We start from the raw sequence: 18,074 nt of genomic DNA, 5'->3' as shown, positions 1-18,074 counted from the left end.
CGCCCCATGCCTGCCTCATCGCAATCACGCGGCTACTTCGCCAGCCTGCGCAAAAGCGCGGAAAGCGAGTTCATGCCCGAAACCGCCGGCGCCTCGCTGCAGGATTCGCCCCGCGGCTCACGCATCGTCGTCTGGCTGACCACCGGGCTGCTCATCAGCGCCCTGCTCTGGGCCAAGTTCGCGGTGCTTCAGGAAGTCACCACCGGCGAAGGCAAGGCCATCCCGTCGAGCAAGGTGCAGGTGGTGCAGAACCTGGAAGGCGGCATCGTCACCGAGATCTTCGTGCGCGAAGGGCAGATGGTGAACAAGGGCGACACCCTGCTGCGCCTGGACGACACGCGCTTTTTGTCGAACAAGGGCGAAAGCGAGGCCGACCGCTATGCCTTGATGGCCCAGGTCGAACGCCTGTCCGCCGAAGCCGAGGGCCGGCCGTTCAAGCCGTCCGACGAAGTGGTGGCCAAGGCGCCCCAGGTGGCGGAGGACGAACGCTCGCTGTACGAACAGCGCCAGCGCCGACTAGCCAGCGAACAGCGGACCCTGAGCGAACAGCTGCGGCAAAAGACTCAGGAACTGGCGGAATTCCGTTCGAAACAGGGGCAATTCAGTTCCAGCCTGGCCCTGCTCAACCAGGAAATGAACATGTCGGCGCCGCTGGTGAGTACCGGCGCGGTGTCACCGGTGGAGATCCTGCGTCTCAAGCGCAGCGCGGTGGAAATCCGCGGCTCGCTGAATGCCACGACCCTGGCCATTCCCCGGGCGGAATCGGCGATCAACGAAATCAGGAGCAAGATCGACGAGTCCGAACAGGGCTTCCGTTCCGATGCCGCCAAGGAACTCAACGAGAAACGCACCGACCTGTCGAAAATCACCGCCTCGAGCATCGCCATCGACGACCGGGTGACCCGCACCACCGTGACTTCGCCGGTGCACGGGGTGATCAAGCAGCTCAAGGTCAACACCATCGGCGGCGTGGTCCAGCCGGGCAGCGACATGCTGGAAATCGTGCCGCTGGAGGACAACCTGCTGATCGAGGCCAAGGTGCGGCCACAGGACGTGGCCTTCCTCCATCCCGGGCAGAAAGCCATGGTCAAGTTCAGCGCCTACGACTACACCATCTACGGTGGCCTGAGCGCCAGGCTGGAACTGATCGGCGCCGACACCATCGCCGACGACAAGGGCAACAGCTTCTACCTGATCCAGGTGCGCACCGACAGGAACCACCTGGGCGGCGACCTCAAGCCGCTGCTGATCATCCCCGGCATGGTCGCCACGGTAGACATCATCACCGGCGAGAAAAGCGTGCTCGACTACCTGCTCAAGCCGGTGCTCAAGGCGCGGACCGAGGCGATGCGCGAACGCTAATACACGTCCCCCTGTAGCCGCTGCCGCAGGCTGCGCCGGGGCGCGCAGCGACCCCTGGGCCTGACACCGCGTACCTCCTGAAAAACCACGCCGCCTGGATCGGCGCCCGCTTCGCGGTCGATCGCAGCCTGCGGCAGCGGCTACAGGTCTTTCACCTGCCATTGCCTACGTTGCAAGGATCCTCGCCCATCGCCGCAATCTGCCCATCGATCAAGGATGCGCAAACGCTGCCACCACCCTGTAGCCGCTGCCGCAGGCTGCGCCGGGGCGCGCAGCGGCCCTGGGCCTGGCACCGCGTACTTCCTGAAAGACCGAGGCGCCTGGATCGGCGCCCGCTTCGCGGTCGATCGCAGCCTGCGGCAGCGGCTACAGGTCTTTCGCCTGCCATTGCCTACGTTGCAAGGCTCCTCGCCCATCGCCGCAATCTGCCCATCGATCAAGGATGCGCAAACGCTGCCACCACCCTGTAGCCGCTGCCGCAGGCTGCGCCGGGGCGCGCAGCGGCCCCTGGGCCTGTCACCGCGTACCCCCTGAAAAACCAAGCCGCCTGGATCGGCGCCCGCTTCGCGGTCGATCGCAGCCTGCGGCTGCGGCTACAGGTTTTTCGCCTGCCATTGCCTACGTTGCAAGGCTCCTCCCCCATCGCCGCAATCTGCCCATCGATCAAGGATGCGCAAACGCTGCCACCTCCCTGTAGCCGCTGCCGCAGGCTGCGCCGGGGCGCGCAGCGGCCCCTGGGCCTGACACCGCGTACCCCCTGAAAAACCAAGCCGCCTGGATCGGCGCCCGCTTCGCGGTCGATCGCAGCCTGCGGCAGCGGCTACAGGTCTTTTGTCTGTTGGTGGTTACGTTGGTAGGTGTCTTCGCCCATTGCCGCGATCTGTCCGTCGATCAAGGCTTCGAAAGGTTTCAGCAAAGGTTCGAACGAGGTTGGCGCCTCCAGGGTCTGCAGGGCCTGGACGATGGCCTCGATGGTCGACAGGGCCCCCGGCCCGGGCGCCTTGCGCAGCCGGTAACGGGACACCGTGCCTGCGGCCAGGGTCACTCGCGGCAACGCGGCCAGCAGCGGATTGAGGTGCAGCAACTTGCGCGCCTTGCGCCAGGTGCCGTCGGGCACCACCAGCAGCAAGGGATGCTCGTCCGGCACGCTGGAATAGGCCTGCAGCGGCTGCGCGTCCTCCGCCGGGAACAGCAGGCGCGCCTGATACCCGGGACAGTTCAACAGCTTCGGCAGATCGGCAAACACCTCGCCGACGATCAACTCGGCATTGTTCAACCCCAGCGCCGCCAGCCGCGCGGTGTTCAGCGCGTGGTTCACTTCGCTGGGATGCTGCAACAGCAGGATCCGGGTTCGGCTGTCCAGCCGTGGAATCAGCGGGCACAGGCAATGGGTTTTCGGGCGCAGGCAACGCGGGCATTGAATTCTCGACATGGGCGCCTCCTCAGGCCTGATTGAGCTGCGCCTTGAGCAGGTCGCGGAACGTCTGGATCAACGGTTCGCGGCTGCGCCCACGGCGCACGATCATCGAAAACGGCGCCTGATAACCGAAGGTCGCCGGCAGCAGCACGCGCAAATCGCCCTTGTCGGCCCAGGCCTGGGCGTAATGCTCCGGCAGGTAGCCGATGTAGGCACCGGACAGCACCAGGATCAGCTGCGCCTCCATGCTCTCCACCGTCGCCGCGCTGTGCTTGAAGCCGTGGCGCGCCAGTTCGGCCTGACTCCAGTAGCCACGGCCGACCATGCGCTGCTGGGTGATCACCTGCTCGGGGATGCGCCGCTCGTTGAACAGCGGGTGCCGGCTGCTGCAATACAGCCAGTGCTGCTCGCGGTACAGCGGCATGTACACCAGCCCGCTCATGCGCGTGGAGAACGCACCGATGGCCAGGTCCAGGCGGTTGTCCTGCACCCCGAGCTGCAATTCGTAGGGGCTGAGCACCGACAGATGCAAATGCACCGCCGGGTGTTCCTGGCTGTAGGCGCCGATGGCTTCGGCGAACGGCTGGGCCTTGTCGCTCACCGTCGAGTCGATCACCCCCAGGTTGAGGGTGCCGCGCAGTTCGCCCTTGAGCGCCGCGGCGTACTGCTCGAAACCCTCCAGCTCGCCCAACAGGCGCAGGGTTTCCTGGTGGAACAACTCGCCCTTGCTGGTCAGGCTGAAACCGCCGCGGCCACGGTGGCACAGGACCAGCCCCAGGGCCGACTCGAGCTGGCTCATGTAGGTGCTGATGGCCGACGTAGAGAGGTTCAGTTCGTGCTGGGCATTGGCGAACCCCTGATGCCGCACCACGCTGACGAAGATGCGCAATAGTTTCAGATCAGGTAAAGCGTTGGCCATGGGAGCTCCACAAGGAAAATCGACAACGGGGATCGGGTGTCAGGGTCATCCAGACCTCATTGGCGTTCCTTCATGAACAGCGTCGCGGCGCCGATTATGACCGCTGTGCGGCCAATCGCGGGCAAGCCTCGCTCCTGCAGAAGCACGAGCGAGGCGTGGGCGCCACCTGCTCGGCGTGAACAACGCCGCGCTCGCAGAGGCCAAAGTCTATCCTTTCCGCCCAGCATTAGTTTAGAAAAATCTGAACTAAGTATTTGCCCGTAGCGATTCTTCCCGCCCACTACATTTCGCAGAATCGGCCCCACTCGGTTTCGCCGGCAGTCATTGCCGCGCCACAAACCCCATAAATAAAACAACGATGAGGCCAATCCCGTGGACAAGATTCTCCACCAACCACTGGGCGGCAACGAAATGCCGCGCTTCGGCGGCATCGCCACCATGATGCGTCTTCCCCATGTGCCTACCCCGGCCGGCCTGGATGCCGCCTTCGTCGGCGTACCGCTGGACATCGGCACCTCGCTGCGCGCCGGCACCCGCTTCGGGCCCCGTGAGATCCGCGCCGAATCGGTGATGATCCGTCCGTACAACATGGCCACCGGCGCCGCGCCCTTCGACTCGCTGAACGTGGCCGACATCGGCGACGTGGCCATCAACACCTTCAACCTGCTGGACGCCGTGCGCATCATCGAAGAAGCCTACGACGGCATCCTCGAGCACAACGTGATCCCGCTGACCCTGGGCGGCGACCACACCATCACCCTGCCGATCCTGCGCGCCATCCACAAGAAACACGGCAAGGTCGGCCTGGTGCATATCGACGCCCACGCCGATGTCAACGACCACATGTTCGGCGAGAAGATTGCCCACGGCACCACCTTCCGCCGCGCCGTCGAAGAAGGCCTGCTGGACTGCGACCGCGTGGTGCAGATCGGCCTGCGCGCCCAGGGCTACACCGCCGAAGACTTCAACTGGAGCCGCAAGCAGGGCTTTCGCGTGGTGCAGGCCGAAGAGTGCTGGCACAAGTCGCTGGACCCGCTGATGGCCGAAGTACGGGCGAAGGTCGGTGACGGCCCGGTGTACCTGAGCTTCGACATCGACGGCATCGACCCGGCCTGGGCGCCTGGCACCGGTACCCCGGAAATCGGCGGCCTGACCACCATCCAGGCGATCGAGATCGTCCGTGGCTGCCAGGGCCTCGACCTGGTCGGCTGCGATCTGGTAGAAGTCTCGCCGCCGTACGACACCACCGGCAATACCTCGCTGCTGGGCGCCAACCTGCTGTACGAAATGCTCTGCGTGCTGCCGGGCGTGGCGCGTCGCTGAGGCCCGGCCATGAGCGAACACGAGCAGGTCCTCAAAGCCGCCGCCGAGCTGGTGGCGGCCTTCGCCCGTAACGATCGCGAAGCCTACTTCGGTGCGTTCAGCACCGACGCCAGCTTCGTCTTCCATACCCTCGCCCAGCCCCTGCTGTCCCGCGACGCCTACCAGGCGCTGTGGGACAGCTGGCGCCGCGAGGACGGCTTCGAGGTGCTGTCCTGCACCTCGAGCAACGCGTTTGTCAGCCTGCAGGGGGACACCGCGGTATTCATTCATGACGTCGCCACCGAGCTGCGCATGCAAGGGGAGCAACACTTCAGCCAGGAGCGCGAGACCATTGTTTTTTGCAAACAAGGGTCCGGCACACAACAACAAGGCCTATGGCTGGCCTGCCACGAACATTTGTCCGCAATGCCGGAAGGGCTGCCACCCCCTTAGGTTCTGTACGGAAAGTCGCCGAGCGGCGATCAGGCAAGGCAAAAACAGGCGAGGAAGCGGAGTGTAGGGGCCTACATGAGCATTCCGAGCCTGTTTTTAACGCAGCATGATCGACGCGCAGGCAGTTTACGTACAGAAGCTAGCCAGACAGGTGACGCTCACACACGACGAGCGCGCCTTTGTGATCGGAGCAGATCATGAATAACAACAACAAAGAAAAAAGCCTTAGCAGCATCGAAACAAACGGGGTCGAACAGATCCCCGACCATGAACGCGACGCCCGGCCCAGCGACCTGTTTCGCCTGATCTTCGGCGGCGCCAATACCTTTGCCACCGCCGTGCTCGGCAGTTTCCCGGTGCTGTTCGGCCTGTCCTTCCAGGCGGGTGTCTGGGCGATCGTGCTGGGCGTGATCCTGGGGGCATTGATCCTCGCGCCGATGGGCCTGTTCGGACCGATCAACGGCACCAACAACGCGGTTTCTTCCGGTGCGCACTTCGGCGTGCACGGGCGGATCGTCGGTTCGTTCCTGTCGTTGCTGACCGCCATCGCCTTCTTCTCCCTCTCCGTATGGAGTTCGGGGGACGCCCTGGTGGGCGGCGCCAAGCGCCTGGTCGACCTGCCGGAAACCGACCTGACCCTGGGCCTGGCCTACGGCCTGTTCGCGATCCTGGTACTGACGGTGTGCATCTACGGCTTCCGCTTCATGCTATGGGTCAACCGCATTGCCGTCTGGGCGGCGAGCCTGCTGTTCCTGCTGGGGATCTTCGCCTTCGCGCCGGCCTTCGACAGCCAGTTCGCCGGTACCGTGGCCCTCGGCCAGGCGGGTTTCTGGGCGGCCTTCATCGGTGCCGCGCTGGTGGCCATGAGCAACCCGATTTCCTTCGGCGCGTTCCTCGGCGACTGGTCGCGCTACATCCCCCGCGAAACGCCTAAAGGCCGGATCATGCTGGCGGTGATCGCCGCACAGATCGCCACCCTGATTCCCTTCCTGTTCGGCCTGGCCACCGCCACCATCGTGGCGATCAAGGCGCCCGACTACATCGCCGCCAACAACTACGTCGGCGGCCTGCTGGCGGTCTCGCCGAGCTGGTTCTTCCTGCCGGTGTGCCTGATCGCGGTGATCGGCGGCATGTCCACCGGCACCACCTCGCTGTATGGCACCGGCCTGGACATGTCCAGCGTGTTCCCGCGGGTGCTGTCGCGGGTCAAGGCGACCCTGCTGATCGGCGTGCTGTCGATCGCCTTCATCTTCATCGGGCGCTTCGCCGCCAACCTGGTGCAGAGCGTGTCGACCTTCGCCGTGCTGATCATCACCTGCACCACCCCGTGGATGGTGATCATGCTGATCGGCCTGCTGGTGCGTCGCGGCTTCTACTGCCCGGACGACCTGCAAGTCTTCACCCGTGGCGAGCAAGGTGGCCGCTACTGGTTCCAGCACGGCTGGAACTGGCGTGGCCTGGGGGCCTGGATCCCCAGCGCGCTGGTCGGCCTGTGCTTCGTCAACCTACCCGGGCAGTTCGTCGGTCCGCTGGGCAACCTGGCCGACGGCATCGATATCAGCCTGCCGGTGACCCTGGGCCTGGCCTCGCTGGTGTACCTGGCCCTGCTCAACCTGTTCCCGGAGCCGGCCGCGGTCTACGGCCCCAACGATCCACGCAGCAAGAGCACGGATTCGCTCGGTAAACCGGTCATGCGCGAAACCGCCTGACTCATGCATGACCTGTAGCGGCAGGCTCGCCCGCGATCACGCCCCACACGACGGATCCAGCCCCCCGTCGCCTTGATCGCAGCAAGCCTCGCATCTACAGCAAGCCACTATAAGAAAGACAATCGGAGACACGCCATCATGGCTTTAGATCTATTCGTCGTACTCATCTACGCCGCCGGCATGCTGGTGCTCGGCTACTACGGCATGCGCAAGGCCAAGACCCACGAGGACTACCTGGTAGCCGGCCGCAACCTGGGCCCGACCCTGTACATGGGCACCATGGCCGCCACCGTGCTGGGCGGTGCCTCCACCGTCGGCACCGTGCGCCTGGGCTATGTCCACGGCATCTCCGGCTTCTGGCTGTGCGCGGCGCTGGGCCTGGGCATCATCGCCCTCAACCTGCTGCTGGCCAAACCGCTGCTCAAGCTGCGGATCTTCACCGTTACCCAGGTCCTGGAAAAACGCTACAACCCGATGGCCCGCCAGGCCAGCGCGGTGATCATGCTGGCCTATGCGCTGATGATCGGCGTGACCTCGATCCTCGCCATCGGCACCGTGCTGCAAGTGCTGTTCGGCCTGCCGTTCTGGATTTCGGTGCTGCTGGGTGGCGGCGTGGTGGTGATTTATTCGGCGATCGGCGGCATGTGGTCGCTGACCCTGACCGACATCGTCCAGTTCGTGATCAAGACCGTCGGCCTGATGTTCATCCTGCTGCCGATCTGCCTGTACCGCGTCGGCGGCTGGGATGAACTGGTGGCCAAGCTGCCGGCGTCCAGCTTCAGCTTCACCAGCATCGGCTGGGACACCATCGTCACCTACTTCATGATCTACTTCTTCGGCATCCTGATCGGCCAGGACATCTGGCAACGGGTGTTCACCGCCAAGACCGAAAAAGTCGCGCAATACGCAGGCACCGTCGCCGGCTTCTACTGCATTCTCTACGGCCTGGCCTGCGCCCTGATCGGCATGGCCGCGCATGTCTTGCTGCCGGACCTGGACAACGTCAACAACGCCTTCGCCGCCATCGTCAAAGCCTCCCTGCCGGACGGCATCCGTGGCCTGGTGATCGCCGCGGCTCTGGCCGCCATGATGTCCACCGCCAGCGCCGGCCTGCTGGCCGCCTCCACTACCTTGACCGAAGACCTGTTGCCCAAGCTGCGTGGCGGCAAGCAGTCGAGCCTGGGGATCAACCGTCTGTTCACCCTGCTGACTGGCATCGTGGTCCTGGGCATCGCCCTGGTGGTCAACGACGTGATCAGCGCCCTGACCCTGGCCTATAACCTGCTGGTGGGCGGCATGCTGATCCCGCTGATCGGGGCGATCTTCTGGAAACGCGCGACCACCGCCGGCGCCATCGCCAGCATGGGCCTGGGCTTCCTCACCGCCCTGGCGTTCATGTTCAAGGACGGCCTGGATGCCAACACCCCGATCTACTACAGCCTGGCTGTCGGCCTGATCAGCTTCGTGGTGGTGAGCCTGTTGTCTCGTCGCCCGGCAACCCTGGCCAACGCGATCTAACCTCAGGTCAGACGCCGTACATTTTTCTTCGGCGGGTGCAGCGTCGGTGGCTGCACCCGTTTTTTTTCGCCTGGAGGAAAGCCGATGAAGATTGTCAGCCGCGACCGCTGGTTCGAAGTCAGAAGCCTGAGCGACGGGATTCGGCTGATCCACGAGCCCTATATCCGGCCGTTCTATCGCTGCAACCTGTGGCATATCCAGGGTCGTGACAGGGACCTGCTGCTGGACAGCGGCTCCGGCCTGGTCAGCTTGCGCGAACAGTTGCCCTGGCTCACCGAACGGCCCTTGCTGGCGGTGGCCAGTCATTGCCATTTCGACCATATCGCCGGGCATCACGAATTCCCCGAACGCCTGGTGCACCCGGCCGAGGCGCAGATTCTCGCCGCGCCCGACGGGGCCAATACCTTGTCGGCCGCCTTCGTTGGCGATGCGATGTTCGAGGCCCACCCGGATTGCCCACTGTGCTACGCCGAATATCGGGTCAAGGCTGCCCCGGCGACGCGCCTGATCGAGGAAGGCGACGTGCTCGACCTGGGCAACCGTAGCCTCCAGGTGCTGCATACGCCCGGCCATTCCCCCGGGGGGATCAGCCTCTGGGAAGCCGCCAGCGGCACCCTGTTCAGTGGCGACATCATCTACGACGGCCCACTGATCGAAGACGCCTACCACTCCAATCTGGAGGACTACGCCGCCAGCCTGAGACGCCTGTACGAGCTGCCGGTGCGGACTGTGCATGGCGGCCATTTCGGCAGTTTTTCGGGAACGCAGCTGCGCACGATGATCGAGGATTGGATCCGCCGGCACCCATGAAGCTGTGCTGTACTGCACACAATCGCGCCCGTTTCAAAGACCATGCGCAGGCCCCTGGCGAAAAGAGCCAAGATGAAAAGAGCCGAAGTCCGACAAGCCGTGCATGACTTCATCAGCCGCCTGCTCGATGGCAACGACGGATTTGCCGACGATGTGAGCCTGCAGGAGCTGGGGTTGGACAAGCAGGATATCGAGGACCTGATCTTCCACCTGGAAGATCAGTTTGGACTGACCGCCTTCACCCACGAAGAAGACCAGATGCTCAAGGCGGCGAACAGCGCCAATGACTTGAGCCGGTTTCTGCTGAAGATTTCACGGCACTGAAGACTCCATGGCGCCAAGCACCATGGGCGGGTTGCGGGTTGACGGGTTTGGATCAGAAGGCGGCAACCGTTCGCGAGTGAACCTGCCCTCGCGCGGCTGAAAAGTGACGGGAGCAGGCTGGATGCCTGCCCCATTCCCGAGCCGATGGTTAGCGGCGGCGCTGTTGCCGACGCCGTTGTTCGTCGTCTGTGCGGATTGGCACCGGCTGCAATGGCGGCTCGATCAGCCCCAGTGCGACCCCGAGGTCGTGAAGCCAGTTTTGCAGTTTCTCTTTCATAGTGCCCCCCTTAAGGGTCGTGCCTGGCGGCTGGGTTCTGAAGCCGCTTAGCTCTGATAATAGCGCTAACTTTCGCCCAGTGCTCCCCCCGGATAGCAATGATCTGTTACCGGATTAATCCGAATCAGCCAGCCCGTTTCAGGGCATTGTCCGCAGCGCTGCCCGTTGATCGGCCTGCCGCTAGCGGGTGTCTTGCCGTCGAGGCAACAACCGCTGGCCCGGGAATGCCACGCCACCGCCTGAGCCTGGGGTTACAACAGGTTGCGAATCCGCCTGCGCAGCCACTGTTCGGCGCTGACGAAAGTGATGCCCAGCAACACCAGCACCGCGCCGATGACGAAATTGAGGCTCAGGGGTTCGCCCAGCAACAGCACCCCGAAGGTGACACCGAACAGCGGCGTCATGAAGGAAAACACCGCCAGGTTGGCGGCCAGGTAACGGCGCAGCAACCAGAACCAGGTCAGGTAACTGAAAAAGGACACCACCAATCCCTGGAACAGCACGCTGGCCACCGCCACCGGGGTCAGGTCGACATGGGTGACCTGGCCGCTCAGCACGGCGATCAGCAGCAGGCCGACAAAACCGACGATCAGCTGATAGAACAGGGTCAGGGTCGCTGGCGCCTCGGACAAGCGCGACGCGCGCACCACCACCGTGGTCGCGCCCCAGGCCAGGCCGGCCAGCACGCCCAGGGCGTCGCCAAGCAGCATGCGCGTATCCAGGTTATCCAGCGAAATGCCGCCGGCGAAGGCCACGCCAATGCCGATGAACGCCAGCAGAATCCCCAGCCACTGCAAGGGCCTGAGGCGTTCGCTGGGCAGCAGCCAGTTCACCCCCAGCGCGGTGAAGATCGGCGCGGTATAAAGAAACACCGACATGTGCGCCGCGCTGGTGAGCTTGAGCCCTTCGGCGATAAACAGGAACTCCAGGCCGAACAGGCTGCCGGCCAGCAAACCGCCGCGCCAGGTACTGCCGATCTGCGACCAGCCGCCCTTCCAGCACATCAGCAAGGCCACCAGCAGCGCCGAAATGCCCGAACGCGCGGCCGCCTGCATCACCGGCGCGATATCCGCCGCGGCCCACTTGATCATCACCTGCTGCACGCCCCAGATCAGGCACAGCCCCAACATCACTTGCAGTGCGAAACCGTCGGCGCTGCGCCGCTCGATGCTCACCGCAGCCCCTCGGGCAGATTCATAGACATGGCAGTTACTCGACAGAAACGACAAAGCCCCGGAACCGGTCCGGGGCGAAGAATGGATGTGCTGTCGATTATCAACCAAACGGACAGAAAAAGACGCCTGGAAAAAGACCTTTATCCTGACCGTCAGCTCGAGGCCGTTGGGCTCAGCCTCAGGGATGGCGAGGCCTCACGGCGCGCGAGGAGGAAAAACAGCGCGCCACCGAGGAAACACCCGGTGAACCAGGCGAAGTTGGCCATCGGCTGCAGCGCCGGCGTAAAGGTGATCGCCACGCCCACCAGGGTCGCCGGCACCAGCGCCTTAACCGCGGTCCAATTGACGCCGCCGCTGTAGTAATAACGCCCGTCCGGGCCGTCGTTGAACAGCGCGTCGACATCGATCTGCTGCTTTTTGATCAGGTAGTAGTCCACCAGCAGAATGCCGAACAGCGGGCCGATAAAGGCGGCCAGCACGTCTAGGGTGTAGTGGATCATCTGGGGGTTGTTGAACAGGTTCCAGGGGGTGATGAAGATCGACGCCAGGGCCGCGATCATGCCGCCGGTGCGCCAGCTGATCCGGCTCGGGGCGACGTTGGCGAAGTCGAAGGCCGGCGAGACGAAGTTGGCGACAATGTTGATGCCGACAGTGGCAGTGACAAAGGCGAAGGCGCCGAGCAACACCGCGACGTCGTTGTCGATCCGCGCCACGGTGGCGATCGGGTCATGGAGCATTTCACCGAACACCGGCAGGGTGCCGGAGACGATGACCACGGTCACCAGGGAGAACGCCAGGAAGTTCACCGGCAACCCCCAGAAGTTGCCGAGCCGCACATCCTGCATGCTGCGGCAGTAGCGGCTGAAATCGCCGAAGTTCAGGGTCGGGCCGGAGAAGTAGGACACTACCAGCGCCGTGGCGACGATCACCTGGCCGAATGCCTGCCAACCCGACAGCGACTTCTCCCCCAGGGTGAAGCTGATATTGCTCCAGCCGGCCTTCCAGACGATCCAGCCAGCGAGGAGGAACATCACCGCGTAGACCACCGGCCCCGCCCAGTCGATAAAGCGCCGGATCGACTCCATGCCGGCCCAGAACACCAGGGCCTGGACCAGCCACAGCGCCAGGAAACCGAACCAGCCCAGGTAGGACAGCCCGGCAAAATGCGGCTCGGCATAGGCCGCCATGGCCGGGAAAAAGCGCAGCACCACGATGATCAGGGCGCTGGACGCCAGGTAGGTCTGGATCCCGTACCAGGCCACCGCGATCAGGCCGCGAATCACCGCCGGGATATTCGCCCCGAATACACCGAACGCCAGCCGGCAGATCACCGGGTACGGCACCGCCGCCTGCTGGCTGGGCCTGGCCACCAGGTTGGCGATCAGTTGCACGATGCAGATCCCCGCCAACAGGGCCACCAGCACTTGCCAGCTGGCCAGCCCGAGGGCGAACAGGCTGGCGGCGAATACATAACCGCCGACGCTGTGCACGTCGCTCATCCAGAAGGCGAAGATGTTGTACCAGTTCCACTTCTGCGGCAGCGGCCCCAGGTCCTGGTTGTACAAGCGCGGGCTGTAGCCCTTCGGTAGTTGCTCGGTCATTGCAAGGCTCCTTGTTGGACAGGCTCTGCCCCCGCGATTGACCTTGCGACCACACTGCGTACGGGAGCTGACATGACTTGTATACGAAGCGCTACGCAGAATGCGTGCCATACCGGAAAAAACTGTAGGCGAACGGCGCGGATCGCTTGTCCATCAAGGGCTGGGCCTTGGCTACACAACGATGATCAGCAGGCGGGGTCAGCGGCAGGCATGCCCACTGGCTGTGCACGACTGCCTGATATCAGTGCATCAGGAATGGCTTAAAACTGTATACATCGACAACAATCGAAGACGCCGACTCTGACGTCCCTCAACGCAGCCAGGAAAAAAGGCAATAAAAAACCGCTGCCGGAACCGGCAGCGGTTTTTTCGGACAGTCCAGCGGGCCGTTAGCGCCGCCGAAGGGTTCTTCGACCGCAACTACGCCAGGGAGGAACGAATCAGGTCAGTTCAATGCGATCGGCATGAATAACGATCTGGCCATTCTTGTACAAGGCACCGATGGCCTTCTTGAAGTTGCCCTTGCTGACGCCGAACAGGCCACTGATCACCGTTGGATCGCTCTTGTCGCTGACCGGCAAGGTGCCATTGTTTTCCCGCAACTTGGCGAGGATCTTCGCGTTCAGGCTGCTGGCCAGTTCTTCGCCCACCGGTTGCAGGCTGAGGCTGATCTTGCCGTCGGCGCGGATCTCTTTGATGAAGCCCTTTTCCTGTTTGCCCGGACGCAGGAACTTGAACACTTCGTTCTTGTGGATCAGGCCCCAGTGCTTGTTGTTGATGATCGCCTTGAAGCCCATGTCGGTGCTCTCGGCCACCAGCAGGTCGACTTCCTGGCCGACCTTGTAGGTCACCGGAGCCTTGTCCAGGTAGCGGTCCAGGCGGGCCGTGGCGGTGATGCGACGGGTGTGCTTGTCGAGGTAGACGTGCACCACGCAATACTCGCCGGCGGTCAGCTGGCGCTTTTCCTCGGAGTACGGCAGCAGCAGGTCCTTGGGCAGGCCCCAGTCGAGGAACACACCGATACTGTTAACTTCCACGACTTTAAGACTGGCGAATTCACCGACTTGAACTTTTGGTTTTTCGGTAGTTGCAATTAACTTGTCGGCGCTATCCAGATAAACAAAAACATTCAACCAGTCTTCATCTTCACTGGGAATATCCTTGGGAATATAACGATTGGGCAGCAATATTTCGCCATCCGCCCCGCCGTCCAGATATAAACCGAAGTTAGTGTGTTTAACCACTTGCAAACTGTTGTAGCGCCCGACTAAAGCCATTTCCAATACCCTCATTGCGTGGGCGGCATTCTACCCGGTTTTCCGCTCCTGGTTGGCCCGAGTCGCCGGATAGCAGCGGATATTTTCCTGAATGCCTTGATTTTTCTGGCTTTGTGCCAGCAACCGGTTCCGCCCGTCAGGCCAGCCGGCAGCGACTTTTGCCTCAGCGCCGCCGAGCAAGCCGCTCTTTGTGCCATTGTCTTTATTTAAAACAGCAGCTTATGGGGATATTCCCGAGATCAACTTAGGATTATTCGGGAGTTTTCCACTGTTATTCCAGGAGGATATTTACCAAGCAATTGTCAAGCATTTCATGTATGATGGCTGGCCAAATTAATTTTCTGAAGGTTAATGGCCGCCATGCGTGTAAAAGCATCCAACAGCAAAGCAAAGCCAGCTCCAGCCGTTGAAACCAGCGAATCGATCAACGATCAGATTGCTGCTTTCCTGAAATCCGGTGGCGAGATCCAGCAAATTGCCAAAGGCGTCAGCGGCCAGACTTTCGGCCCGTCCAAGCAGATCAGCCTGGGCAAGAAGTAATCCCCCGCAATACCTCCTGGTCCCTATGCGCTTTGAGCCTCAAAGCGCTAGGACTAGAGTTCTGACTTCTCCCCTCCCGTAAAAATCGACGAACGGCCCTCATCCCTGAGGTTTCGCCGGTATCCTTTCACACGTCTAGATCGAGCATTCCAGCAGGTTCCGCGATTCCTGCTCCTCGCGTTTCATGGAGTGAAGCATGCTCAAACCCTCTCATGTGCTGCTTGCCAGCCTTCTCGCCAGCCCCTTGGTCCACGGGCAGATCTTCCAGCGCGAACTGGGGGACTTCGACCTCAAGCTCAGCAGCACCCCGAGCCGCAGCATGGCCCAGGGACTGGTCAAACCCTCGGCCACCGGCTCGTTCCATGGTGGCCTGGACCTGACCCATGACAGCGGCTGGTACATCGGCCAGTGGTCGCCGAGCATGGGCCTGGGCGAGAGCGACCTGGAAGTGGACTCCTACCTGGGCTTCAAGCGCCCCTTCGATCAGACCCTGGGTTATGAGGTGGGCATGATCCAGTACAACTACCCGCAACTGGCCCCGCAGGACAGCCAGGAGCTCTATGGCGGCCTGACGCTGCTGGGCAGCCGCTTTGGCGCCGCGTTCAGCCAGGAGTCGGACAAGCGCAACAGCACCCTGTTCGCCGACCTGGGCGGCAACCAGCCCTTCGGCATCGGCGTCAGCATCAAGTACACCACTCATCAGCTGAGCAACCCGGTTTCGGTGAGCAGCGGCTACGTCAGCAGCTTCAACGACTGGTCGATCAAGTTCTCCCGCCCCTGGATGGGCATCGACCTGAAACTGATCTACAGCGATTCCAACCTCAACGGCAGCGATTGTTCGGCCTATTCTGGACATAACGCGCAATGCGACGGTCTGCTCACCTTCAAGGCCGAGCATTCGTTCTATTGAGCGGCTGAACTGCCGGAAGCTTTCCGGGTTCAGATAAGAAACCCATGCTTACAAACCCAGGCCTTCGCAAGGACTTGCCATGTCGCGCCGGCTGCAACACCTCACCCTGCTACTGCTGTTGAGTCTGGTTCTGACCTCCTGCAATCGGGTCGGCCTGGCTTACCGCAACCTCGATGTGATCATTCCCTGGACGCTCAATGACTACCTGGAAATGAACCGCGAGCAGAAAACCTGGTTCAACGAGCGCCTCAAGGAACACCTGAGCTGGCACTGCAGCACGCAATTGCCCGGCTACCTGGACTACCTGGACCGTCTGCAGCAGATGGTCGCACGCAATCAGGTCAACGATGCCGAGCTGCAAGAGTTCACCCGCGGAGCCAAGCAGGCCATTGCCCAGACCGCCCGCGCGATCGCGCCTTCGGCCATCGAGTTGCTGCGGGGCCTGGACGACCGACAGGTCGCGGAAATGAAGGCGGCCTTCGCCAAGGACATGCGCCAACGTCGCAGCAAATACCTCAAGCCACCACTGGAGCAACAGATCAGGCTGCGTGCCGAACGCATGGACAAGCGCCTGACTACCTGGCTCGGCCCCCTCACTCCTGAACAGACCCAGCGGGTGACGGACTGGTCAACGTCCCTCGGCGAACAAAACCAGCTCTGGCTCGCCAATCGGGCCAACTGGCAGGCGCAGTTCAGCGCCGCGCTGGAGCAACGCCAGAACAGCGACTTCGACAGACGTATCGAGCGCCTGCTGGTGGATCGCGAAAGCTTCTGGACACCGGCTTATCGCCAGGCCTATGCCAACAGCGAACAGGCGGCGCGCAGCCTGCTGGGGGACGTGATGGCCAAAAGCACGCCAGCCCAGCGCGAGCATCTGCGCAACAAGCTGCAGAACGTGCGCAATGAGTTCGAAGCGTTGAAATGCATGAAGACGGTACGCCAGGAGTAACACTGGCGCGTCTTGCGCCAACGCGCTCGCTGCTGCAAGGCATATTCCCCGCAGCAGCGAGCTTGCTCGCGATGTTCGTGATACGCGTCAGGCAATCTGCGCCTTGCTCGCCAACTCATCGAACACCGTCGGTTCCAGCGCATCGGCCTGTTCGTCCAGCACCTGGCGCGGGTGATCGTTGCCCGGAATGCAGCTGTCGATCATGCACAGCAGGCTGGAACCGCGCGGCGTCAGCCTGAAGTTCTCGCCATTGCCGCCTTCCTCCTCGGGACGCGGCTCGATGAAACCCCGGTCCAGCAACAGTTTTTCGTACGCGGCGGCGGTGCTTTTCAGCTCATCCAGATTGCCCGTGGATTCACCCTCGGCCGCCTTGGCCGCGGCATGCTGCTCGGCATAGGGTCGCGGCGTGAAGCTGTGGCCCGCGCCGTTCTGCACCTCATGCAGCAATCGTTCGATCAGATCCCAGTTATAAGTCGCCATCCTGTTCTGCCTCCATTCATGAAAGAGAGATGCCTGTACCCAGGTTGTGACAAACGCCACCTATGGCCGTTCAGCAGCATCGAGCAGGCGGGCGACCGTTGGGCGGAACCGTCCGGCAGCTGTCGATTTGCCCGCGGGCGAAACGACTAGCCTGTGTAGGCACTGTCGCCGCGCCACCTTTGCCGCAGGAGAAGACGTCATGCACCTCAACGATCATCCGGTCGTATCCCGGGAACAATGGATACAGGCCCGCAAGCAGCACCTGATTCACGAAAAGGCGTTCACCCGCCAACGCGACCAGCTCAGCGCCGAGCGGCGTGCCCTGCCCTGGGTGAAAATCGACAAGCCCTACCGCTTCCAGGGCCCCCACGGCGAACTGAGCCTGGCCGACCTGTTCGGCGATCACAGCCAGCTGGTGGTCTACCACTTCATGTTCGCCGAAGGCTGGGACGAAGGTTGCCCGGGCTGCTCCTTCCTCTCCGATCACATCGACGGCGCCAACCAGCACCTGGCCCACCACGACATCGCACTGGTGGCGGTGTCCCACGCGCCCTTCGCCGAGTTCCAGGCGTTCAAGCGGCGCATGGGTTGGAAGTTCGATTGGGTTTCGTCCGCCGGCTGTGATTTCAACTACGACTTCGGGGTCTGCGCCCGGGCCGACGAGGTCGCCGCCGGCACCGCCACCTACAACTACGAAAAAACCGACGGCGCCGAAGAAGAGCTGCCCGGCCTCAGCGTGTTCTACCGCAATGAAGCCGGTGAGATCTTCCACACCTACTCCACCTACGCCCGTGGCCTGGACCTGCTGGTGGGGGCCTACAACTACCTGGACCTGACGCCCAAGGGGCGCAATGAAGAACAGATCATGGACTGGGTCAGGCACCATGATCGTTATGACGACAAACCGGCCGCCAGTTGCTGCCATGGCGGCTCCTGAGCGCCGGACCGCGATCGCGGGCCTGCAGGAGCCGGCTCGCGATCATGTTCGTCCGGCCGGCGGAAAAAAACCGCCCGGCACAAACCCGTGGCCTGCCCCCGGCTAAACTTGGCT

The 18,074-nt window shown here is 62.8% G+C and carries 18 protein-coding genes; 11 read left to right on the top strand and 7 right to left on the bottom strand.

Annotated features, from left to right (window positions below):
• Positions 1-6 precede the first annotated feature (6 nt).
• Positions 7-1,362: an HlyD family type I secretion periplasmic adaptor subunit gene (locus BM019_RS08350; protein WP_062823287.1), complete on the top strand. Its 1,356-nt coding sequence runs from the start codon at positions 7-9 to the stop codon at positions 1,360-1,362.
• Between the two features lie 820 nt (positions 1,363-2,182).
• Here BM019_RS08350 and BM019_RS08345 read toward each other — a convergent pair.
• Together BM019_RS08345 and BM019_RS08340 are read right to left on the bottom strand one after the other, a co-directional pair.
• Entirely contained in the window at positions 2,183-2,794 is a 612-nt protein-coding gene (locus tag BM019_RS08345; protein ID WP_092418033.1) for a tRNA-uridine aminocarboxypropyltransferase, read from the bottom strand.
• A gap of 10 nt (positions 2,795-2,804) precedes the next feature.
• Positions 2,805-3,698 carry a LysR family transcriptional regulator gene (locus tag BM019_RS08340; protein WP_092418032.1) on the bottom strand — a complete coding sequence of 298 codons (894 nt, stop codon included), beginning with the start codon at positions 3,696-3,698 and terminating at the stop codon, positions 2,805-2,807.
• Positions 3,699-4,070: 372 nt separating this feature from the next.
• Between BM019_RS08340 and speB the strand changes: the two genes are divergently transcribed.
• From speB to BM019_RS08310, 6 genes are all read left to right on the top strand, one after another.
• Positions 4,071-5,021: an agmatinase gene (gene speB / locus BM019_RS08335; protein WP_007920678.1), complete on the top strand. Its 951-nt coding sequence runs from the start codon at positions 4,071-4,073 to the stop codon at positions 5,019-5,021.
• Between the two features lie 9 nt (positions 5,022-5,030).
• Positions 5,031-5,453 (top strand): YybH family protein, encoded by a 423-nt coding sequence (locus BM019_RS08330; protein ID WP_092418031.1) that lies wholly within the window; start codon positions 5,031-5,033, stop codon positions 5,451-5,453.
• 197 nt (positions 5,454-5,650) lie between these two features.
• Positions 5,651-7,162 (top strand): purine-cytosine permease family protein, encoded by a 1,512-nt coding sequence (locus BM019_RS08325; RefSeq protein WP_092418030.1) that lies wholly within the window; start codon positions 5,651-5,653, stop codon positions 7,160-7,162.
• A 138-nt stretch (positions 7,163-7,300) separates the two neighbouring features.
• The gene (locus BM019_RS08320) at positions 7,301-8,680 is read left to right on the top strand and encodes a sodium:solute symporter family protein (RefSeq protein WP_092418029.1); all 1,380 of its coding nucleotides are present in this window, start codon (positions 7,301-7,303) and stop codon (positions 8,678-8,680) included.
• An 84-nt stretch (positions 8,681-8,764) separates the two neighbouring features.
• Positions 8,765-9,490, top strand: a complete 726-nt coding sequence (locus tag BM019_RS08315; RefSeq protein WP_092418028.1) for an MBL fold metallo-hydrolase — start codon at positions 8,765-8,767, stop codon at positions 9,488-9,490.
• Between the two features lie 72 nt (positions 9,491-9,562).
• A complete protein-coding gene (locus tag BM019_RS08310; protein ID WP_007920673.1) occupies positions 9,563-9,814 on the top strand; it encodes a phosphopantetheine-containing protein in 252 nt (83 codons plus the stop codon).
• A gap of 148 nt (positions 9,815-9,962) precedes the next feature.
• On the opposite strand, the gene BM019_RS31155 is transcribed toward BM019_RS08310, so the two are convergent.
• The 4 genes from BM019_RS31155 to BM019_RS08295 form a co-directional block, all read right to left on the bottom strand.
• Positions 9,963-10,091 (bottom strand): PA1414 family protein, encoded by a 129-nt coding sequence (locus BM019_RS31155; protein ID WP_009042667.1) that lies wholly within the window; start codon positions 10,089-10,091, stop codon positions 9,963-9,965.
• Positions 10,092-10,342: 251 nt separating this feature from the next.
• Entirely contained in the window at positions 10,343-11,266 is a 924-nt protein-coding gene (locus BM019_RS08305) for a DMT family transporter (protein WP_092418027.1), read from the bottom strand.
• Positions 11,267-11,418: 152 nt separating this feature from the next.
• Positions 11,419-12,867 (bottom strand): NCS1 family nucleobase:cation symporter-1, encoded by a 1,449-nt coding sequence (locus BM019_RS08300; protein WP_092418026.1) that lies wholly within the window; start codon positions 12,865-12,867, stop codon positions 11,419-11,421.
• Between the two features lie 440 nt (positions 12,868-13,307).
• Positions 13,308-14,144, bottom strand: a complete 837-nt coding sequence (locus BM019_RS08295) for a CvfB family protein (RefSeq protein ID WP_023968236.1) — start codon at positions 14,142-14,144, stop codon at positions 13,308-13,310.
• A 351-nt stretch (positions 14,145-14,495) separates the two neighbouring features.
• Here BM019_RS08295 and BM019_RS08290 point away from each other — a divergent pair, with 351 nt between their 5' ends.
• The 3 genes from BM019_RS08290 (at position 14,496) to BM019_RS08280 (ending at position 16,543) form a co-directional block, all read left to right on the top strand.
• On the top strand, positions 14,496-14,684 hold the full coding sequence (locus BM019_RS08290; RefSeq protein WP_016702300.1) for a hypothetical protein: 189 nt from the start codon (positions 14,496-14,498) through the stop codon (positions 14,682-14,684).
• Positions 14,685-14,880: 196 nt separating this feature from the next.
• Positions 14,881-15,594 carry a TorF family putative porin gene (locus tag BM019_RS08285; protein WP_092418025.1) on the top strand — a complete coding sequence of 238 codons (714 nt, stop codon included), beginning with the start codon at positions 14,881-14,883 and terminating at the stop codon, positions 15,592-15,594.
• Between the two features lie 79 nt (positions 15,595-15,673).
• Positions 15,674-16,543 carry a DUF6279 family lipoprotein gene (locus BM019_RS08280; RefSeq protein ID WP_092418024.1) on the top strand — a complete coding sequence of 290 codons (870 nt, stop codon included), beginning with the start codon at positions 15,674-15,676 and terminating at the stop codon, positions 16,541-16,543.
• An 87-nt stretch (positions 16,544-16,630) separates the two neighbouring features.
• Here the strand turns inward: BM019_RS08280 and BM019_RS08275 are convergent, their stop codons facing one another.
• On the bottom strand, positions 16,631-17,023 hold the full coding sequence (locus tag BM019_RS08275) for a transcriptional regulator (RefSeq protein ID WP_092418023.1): 393 nt from the start codon (positions 17,021-17,023) through the stop codon (positions 16,631-16,633).
• Between the two features lie 199 nt (positions 17,024-17,222).
• Between BM019_RS08275 and BM019_RS08270 the strand changes: the two genes are divergently transcribed.
• A complete protein-coding gene (locus BM019_RS08270) occupies positions 17,223-17,960 on the top strand; it encodes a DUF899 domain-containing protein (RefSeq protein ID WP_009047621.1) in 738 nt (245 codons plus the stop codon).
• Positions 17,961-18,074 lie beyond the last annotated feature (114 nt).

Source organism: Pseudomonas sp. NFPP07 (genome assembly GCF_900115645.1).
Taxonomy (GTDB): Bacteria; Pseudomonadota; Gammaproteobacteria; order Pseudomonadales; family Pseudomonadaceae; genus Aquipseudomonas; species Aquipseudomonas chlororaphis.
This window is presented reverse-complemented; position numbering and strand designations above follow the sequence as displayed.

Excerpts from the sequence above, each read along its gene's own strand:
- BM019_RS08310 (WP_007920673.1), top strand. The coding sequence starts at position 9,563 with ATGAAAAGAGCCGAAGTCCGACAAGCCGTGCATGACTTCATCAGCCGC.
- BM019_RS08275 (WP_092418023.1), bottom strand. The coding sequence starts at position 17,023 with ATGGCGACTTATAACTGGGATCTGATCGAACGATTGCTGCATGAGGTG.
- BM019_RS08300 (WP_092418026.1), bottom strand. The coding sequence starts at position 12,867 with ATGACCGAGCAACTACCGAAGGGCTACAGCCCGCGCTTGTACAACCAG.
- BM019_RS08340 (WP_092418032.1), bottom strand. The coding sequence starts at position 3,698 with ATGGCCAACGCTTTACCTGATCTGAAACTATTGCGCATCTTCGTCAGC.
- BM019_RS08295 (WP_023968236.1), bottom strand. The coding sequence starts at position 14,144 with ATGGCTTTAGTCGGGCGCTACAACAGTTTGCAAGTGGTTAAACACACT.
- BM019_RS08290 (WP_016702300.1), top strand. The coding sequence starts at position 14,496 with ATGGCCGCCATGCGTGTAAAAGCATCCAACAGCAAAGCAAAGCCAGCT.
- BM019_RS08280 (WP_092418024.1), top strand. The coding sequence starts at position 15,674 with ATGTCGCGCCGGCTGCAACACCTCACCCTGCTACTGCTGTTGAGTCTG.
- BM019_RS08270 (WP_009047621.1), top strand. The coding sequence starts at position 17,223 with ATGCACCTCAACGATCATCCGGTCGTATCCCGGGAACAATGGATACAG.
- BM019_RS08285 (WP_092418025.1), top strand. The coding sequence starts at position 14,881 with ATGCTCAAACCCTCTCATGTGCTGCTTGCCAGCCTTCTCGCCAGCCCC.
- BM019_RS08325 (WP_092418030.1), top strand. The coding sequence starts at position 5,651 with ATGAATAACAACAACAAAGAAAAAAGCCTTAGCAGCATCGAAACAAAC.
- BM019_RS08315 (WP_092418028.1), top strand. The coding sequence starts at position 8,765 with ATGAAGATTGTCAGCCGCGACCGCTGGTTCGAAGTCAGAAGCCTGAGC.
- BM019_RS08350 (WP_062823287.1), top strand. The coding sequence starts at position 7 with ATGCCTGCCTCATCGCAATCACGCGGCTACTTCGCCAGCCTGCGCAAA.
- BM019_RS08330 (WP_092418031.1), top strand. The coding sequence starts at position 5,031 with ATGAGCGAACACGAGCAGGTCCTCAAAGCCGCCGCCGAGCTGGTGGCG.
- BM019_RS08345 (WP_092418033.1), bottom strand. The coding sequence starts at position 2,794 with ATGTCGAGAATTCAATGCCCGCGTTGCCTGCGCCCGAAAACCCATTGC.
- BM019_RS08320 (WP_092418029.1), top strand. The coding sequence starts at position 7,301 with ATGGCTTTAGATCTATTCGTCGTACTCATCTACGCCGCCGGCATGCTG.
- BM019_RS31155 (WP_009042667.1), bottom strand. The coding sequence starts at position 10,091 with ATGAAAGAGAAACTGCAAAACTGGCTTCACGACCTCGGGGTCGCACTG.